General features: G+C 58.0%; 5 protein-coding genes. All 5 read right to left on the reverse strand.

All coding sequences use genetic code 11. From position 1 onward, the window contains the following. Positions 1 to 78 precede the first annotated feature (78 nt). Positions 79 to 1,317 carry an AAA family ATPase gene (locus JJ869_RS21925; protein WP_292270777.1) on the reverse strand — a complete coding sequence of 413 codons (1,239 nt, stop codon included), beginning with the start codon at positions 1,315 to 1,317 and terminating at the stop codon, positions 79 to 81. Between the two features lie 193 nt (positions 1,318 to 1,510). Beyond that, positions 1,511 to 2,155, reverse strand: a complete 645-nt coding sequence (locus JJ869_RS21930; RefSeq protein ID WP_292270780.1) for an OmpA family protein — start codon at positions 2,153 to 2,155, stop codon at positions 1,511 to 1,513. A 34-nt stretch (positions 2,156 to 2,189) separates the two neighbouring features. Further along, complete coding sequence (locus JJ869_RS21935; protein ID WP_292270783.1) at positions 2,190 to 3,611, reverse strand: type II and III secretion system protein family protein; 1,422 nt, start codon at positions 3,609 to 3,611, stop codon at positions 2,190 to 2,192. Positions 3,612 to 3,804: 193 nt separating this feature from the next. Next, complete coding sequence (gene cpaB / locus JJ869_RS21940; protein ID WP_292270786.1) at positions 3,805 to 4,662, reverse strand: Flp pilus assembly protein CpaB; 858 nt, start codon at positions 4,660 to 4,662, stop codon at positions 3,805 to 3,807. Positions 4,663 to 4,887: 225 nt separating this feature from the next. Then, entirely contained in the window at positions 4,888 to 5,076 is a 189-nt protein-coding gene (locus JJ869_RS21945; RefSeq protein ID WP_292270788.1) for a hypothetical protein, read from the reverse strand. Positions 5,077 to 5,161: the final 85 nt, after the last annotated feature.

Here is a 5,161-nt window from a genome sequence, read left to right on the forward strand (position 1 = left end):
CCCTGCGGGAAATGGCTACAGGAATCACAGTTTATTCATTCATTATCAACAGCTTGGGCGTTGTTCAGGACGGACTCCTCAGGCAGCTTCAGCATCGGGGCGGCCGACTTCGTAGAGAGACCGCGCCAGCTTGGCGATTTCCTTGCGCAGCGCGTTTTTCGGCTGCTGCAGGGCAAGGGGTTGACCGTGATCCCCGGATTCCGCGACCGCGCGGCCACCGTCCGGCAGATGGAGATCAACAGAAATATCAAGGCTTTCCTGCATCCGCTTGAGGCGGCTCTTGCCCTGAAGGTCCGTGAATTTCGGAGCCCGGTTGAGCACGAAACGAATCTTGTCAAAGGGCAGATCCTCGGCCTGAAGAGCACGCTTGAGGCGATAGGTGTTCTGTGCCGACCGCATGTCGAGTTCGATCACACCGAAATAGACCTGCGCCGCGCACAGCACGGTTTCCGACCATTGGACAAGGCTGGGGGGCATGTCGATCACGACAAAATCGAAATGCCGCGCGGCGGTGTCCAGCAGCGCCTGCACCTGGCTTTGACCGATGATGTCGAGCGGCGGAAGGTCGGCTGGCGACGTGAAAACGTGAAGCTTTTCCTCGAACGTCACGAGGGCTTGTCCGAAGCTGTCTTCGTCCATCGCTTCGATGTCGGACAGAAGTTCAAGCACCGCCTCGCGGCGCTGAACGTCAAGATAGGTGGAGACCGCGCCGAATTGCAGGCCAAGGTCCATGATGCAGACACGCGGCGGCTTATCCTTGGTTACCGTTGCCAGTTCCCACGCAAGATTGGTGGCAAAGGTGCTGGCACCGCATCCGCCCGCCATGCCCTGAACAGCGATGATGACCCCGTCGCCATCATGCGACAGCTTTACACCGGGCTCACCTTTTCGCGATGCCTGCGTCACTTCGGGTGCGCGCATGCGCTCGATCGCAGCTTCCAGTTCACCCTCGGGAAGAGGGTAGGGGACAAATTCATCGGCGCCCTGACGCAAAAGATGATGGAGCGCGGATGGCGTCACATCATGCGCGATCAGGACAACCTTGATCTTGCGGGCCTTGGCCGCCGCAATGATCGAAGACAGGTGTTCAACATTGGCCTCGTCTTCTTCGTCGATGGCGAGAGCAACGAACTCGAGATGCTCGCCCTCTTCCTGCGTGAAGAAATGCAGGGCTTCATCGAAGCCAAGATCGCCCCAGGCTTCACCCAGAACGGCTTCCATGTCTTCAATCAGGAGATCGAATTCCTGAACATCCCGGCTGATCGTGCACGCAACAAGGGGCGCCGGCTGCGGGGTGCTTGGAAGGATACTCGTCATTTGCCTCGTTTCCTCTAACTTCGCGGCGTCCGTGACCGGCATTTTGCACGTATCAAGAACGCCAATCCCGACTCGCTCGGGAAGGACTGCTACGGTCCGAAAGTCGTTTGGAAACTTGGCAACATTGGGGCCGAATTACCGAAATTGTACGGTATTTCAGGCCGATGGCATGGCCCCTCTCGGGGCCTTGCTTTTATTGAGAGGACTGGAAGTCGGTGCCCTGGATACCGGTCAGGCCGGTCCGAGGTGCTGCACTGTTGATATACTCGCGATAGATGATCTCGGCATATCTGCCTTCAAGAACAGTGGGATGCGAGCCGACGAAGCCCGAAACCTCGGTCACGGTGCGGCGGTTGCGGCGCTCGCGCCCTTCGGTCACGATCAGTGGCTGTGTTTCCCCGAAGGAGACAACAGCTTCGAGGCGATCCTTGCTGATGCCCTGCGAGGCCAGGAAATTGACAACCGCATGGGCACGGTTCAGGCCCAGACGCTTGTTGTACGCTTCGCTTCCCACAGCATCGGTGTGGCCATAGACGCGGAAGCGGACTTCGGGAAATTGACGGATCCACTGCGCCTGTTCACGCAACGTGTCCTGCGCGCCGCTATCCAGCACCGCACTGTTGAAGGCAAAGTTGACGGTTGTCATGACTTCGCTCGCAAAGCGCTGCGACAGATCATAGGTGTACCGCTTTTCGCCATTCATGATCTGTACGTTGTTCATGGTGGCTGCGCCGAAATTGCCTGTATCGAGCAGGGCTCCGGCTTCGCGGTTGAAGGCGCTGTAAACTGGATCGCTGCTGGCGCAAGCCGCCAGAAGTGCGAGCCCGGTCAGGGCCATCGGAATGCGGAGATTCTTTTGAACTGCCATCGCCTCAATCCATCACATAGCCATAGGAACCCGAGAAATCCTGTTTCGCCACTTCGCCCGCTGCACCGCGCAGATTGCGCGAGTCACTGGCAACGCGTCCAAAGAGGAACAGGTCTTTTTCACTTGGCGGGCGCACCCGGTCGGTCGGCAGAGCAAGCGCTTCGCCCCGTGTCGGCGTCACCAGATGCGGCGTGATGATGATCACCAGTTCCGACTGTTCGCGCTGGTATTCGGCACTGCGGAAGAGGGCACCCAAAACCGGGATGTCCCCGAGCCACGGAACCTGGCTGTTCAGGTCGCGGAAGTCGTCCTGCAACAGACCTGCGATGGCAAAGCTTTCACCGTCGCGCAGTTCCACGGTTGTGGTCGTTTCACGGCGGCTGAAGCCGTCGATCCGGATCGCGCCGATGTCGACACCGCTGCTTGGGTCGATGGACGAAACCGCCGCCTCAAGTTCGAGGTTGATCAGGTCGCCATCCAGAACCCGCGGAATGAAGTTGAGTTCGACGCCGAAGGGTTTGAATTCCACGGTGATCGCACCGTCCTCCTGCGACACCGGCACCGGATATTCACCACCGGCAAGGAACGTTGCTTCCTGCCCGGAAAGAGATGTCAGGTTCGGTTCTGCGAGGGTGCGAACGACGCCTTTGGCTTCCAGAGCTTCAAGCAGAATGCCCACTTCGAGGCCACCTGCGTTGAAGCCGAACATGATGGCTCCCTGCGACCCAGCTCCTGAGAAGAGCTTGTCCGACACAGAATCGACTCCTGCCAATGGCGCTGCGTTGCCGGTACCCAGTTCAAGGCCAAGATCGCCGTCAAGAACCGATCCGCCTGTCGCAAGCGAGGCTTGCAGGGATTTCGAAACAGACCGCTGCATTTCAGCGAACCGCACCTTGAGCATGACCTGCTGGACACCGCCGACGGTCATCAGGTTCGAGACCCGTTCCGGTGCGTAGCGTGTTGCCAGGTCAAGCGCCCGTTGCATGCGGATCGTGCTCGACACGGTGCCTGACAGGACGATGCCATCGTTTGCTGTTCGGACTTCGATCTTCTCGTCCGGCAGAATTTGCCGCAGACGCTCTTTGAATTCGGTCAGGTCCGGGGCGACCCGGACATCGACATTGGTGATCAACTGGCCGTTTCCGTCCAGGATCGTCAATGTCGTTGTGCCGGGCGTCTTACCCAGCACGTAGATGGTTCGGTCCGATAGGGACGAGATATCTGCAATCGACGGGTTGGCGATGCTGAGCTCTGCAAAGGGAACTTCGCTTTCGACAACCACAGCACGGTTCATGGGAACGTTCAGTGTCGATTCAGTATTGGTCCGGATGACACGCAGAGTTTCAGCGAAAGCTGTTTGCGCCATCGGAGAAATAGCAAGGGCCGCGCCCAACAGGACGGCCTTGAAGGAACTGCTCGTATACATGTGACCTGCCTTTCCGATCACGCCTCAAAAGTGGGTCTTGTTGCCCGATATTACGACCAAGCTGCGCTAAGTCGGCTTTTATTGCAAGAATCAATGATTTCAGAGGGGTGCTTCATGTGGATAAGGCGCAACATAATGTTGCGCCTTGTTGACTGCGAATTTCGTGGTTTCACCAGATGCGGTGCGGAAAACGTCAATTTGTACAAGGGATGGGCATATCCACCACTTCGCCACCGCGGCGGGTTCGGATCGTACAAACTTGAATCGAATGCGGTTTTTCCTCTTCCGCACGTTCTCCGAGGCCCAGAAGAGACCGTTGGTCGACTTCGATCACCTCCGCAACGGTGTCATCGTTACGGCCCATCAGCGACAGAGACAGACGTCCGGTCGATTGCGCTTGGGCCAAGGATGCCACCTGTTGCGGGCTGGCGGCAACGGTCACGGTGCGGGCAATCGTGGTTTGGGTTGTGTCGGTCTCGGAGGTCTGGTCGATGGCAATCAGCTTGACCCCTGTTTCGATCAGCTTGGTGACTTCACCATTGGGCATGTTGGGATCGTTGCTTCTGACGCGGCCGGTCCAGTAGATGTCGACCCGGTCAGTCGGGCGCAGAAAGCCGGACACACCGGACGCCACGTCGACCTTGATCGCAAAGGCACGCTGACCGCGTTCAAGCCGCGATGTCAGGCCTGCATCTGCGCCCGGTTCACTGATCTTGCTGGCCATGATCGCTTCGTTCTTTTCGATCGGGCGCAGCGCAACGCGCAGCTCGGCACCTTCGGCGTTCACCGGGGTCGCTGCGTCGAAGAAATTATCTGGCAGGCTTTGCTTTGGCCACGGCATTAAGGCAATGTCTTCCGGGGCAATGATCTCACCGTAATCTAATGCGCGTGTCGCAACATAGATTTCCTGAACCGGAATGCTGGCCGTTGCTTTGCTGCGTTCCTGTTCAAGCGCGGTTTGATAGGCGCCGATATAATTCTGGGCCATGTATACGGCGAAACCGGCCAAAGCCAGACCCGCGATAAGAACAAGTCCAAAGACGATGCGCATATTGCCTCCTTACATACTTCCGATGGGCACGGGCACCGTGCTGGAAGATGGTTCAGTGTTCGGACTAACGGACCATTATGTCTGCCTCTGGGGCAGATTGTGGCGAAATTGAGAAGTTGGGCTTCCGGTGGACGGGCTCACACGGGCGTGATCGGGGAGCTCGGTTTTGGTAAGCAAAATTATCTTCGAAGGCGTGGCGCGACCAAGATCGACCGCACCGGCCGGTCAGGGAGAGCCGAACTCCGAAGGGTGCGACTGTGCATCGCCGGATGCGTCCGAAACGTCCGCAGCGTTGCTTTGCATCATCGTAAGGCCACCGATGGCAAGTCCAATTGCTGTGGCTGTCAAGAGAAGCCAGTCCAGAGCGACCGCGCCGCTTTCGGTTCTTGTGAATGCCGTGATGAACGCGCGCATCGGGTAGCCTCCTAACTATTTGGGCAAGAAAAAAGGCGCGCAAATTGCGCGCCTTTTCCCGTTGATGGATATCAACAGATTAGTC

It is taken from the genome of Marivita sp. (assembly GCF_017643905.1).
Classification (GTDB): Bacteria; Pseudomonadota; Alphaproteobacteria; order Rhodobacterales; family Rhodobacteraceae; genus Marivita.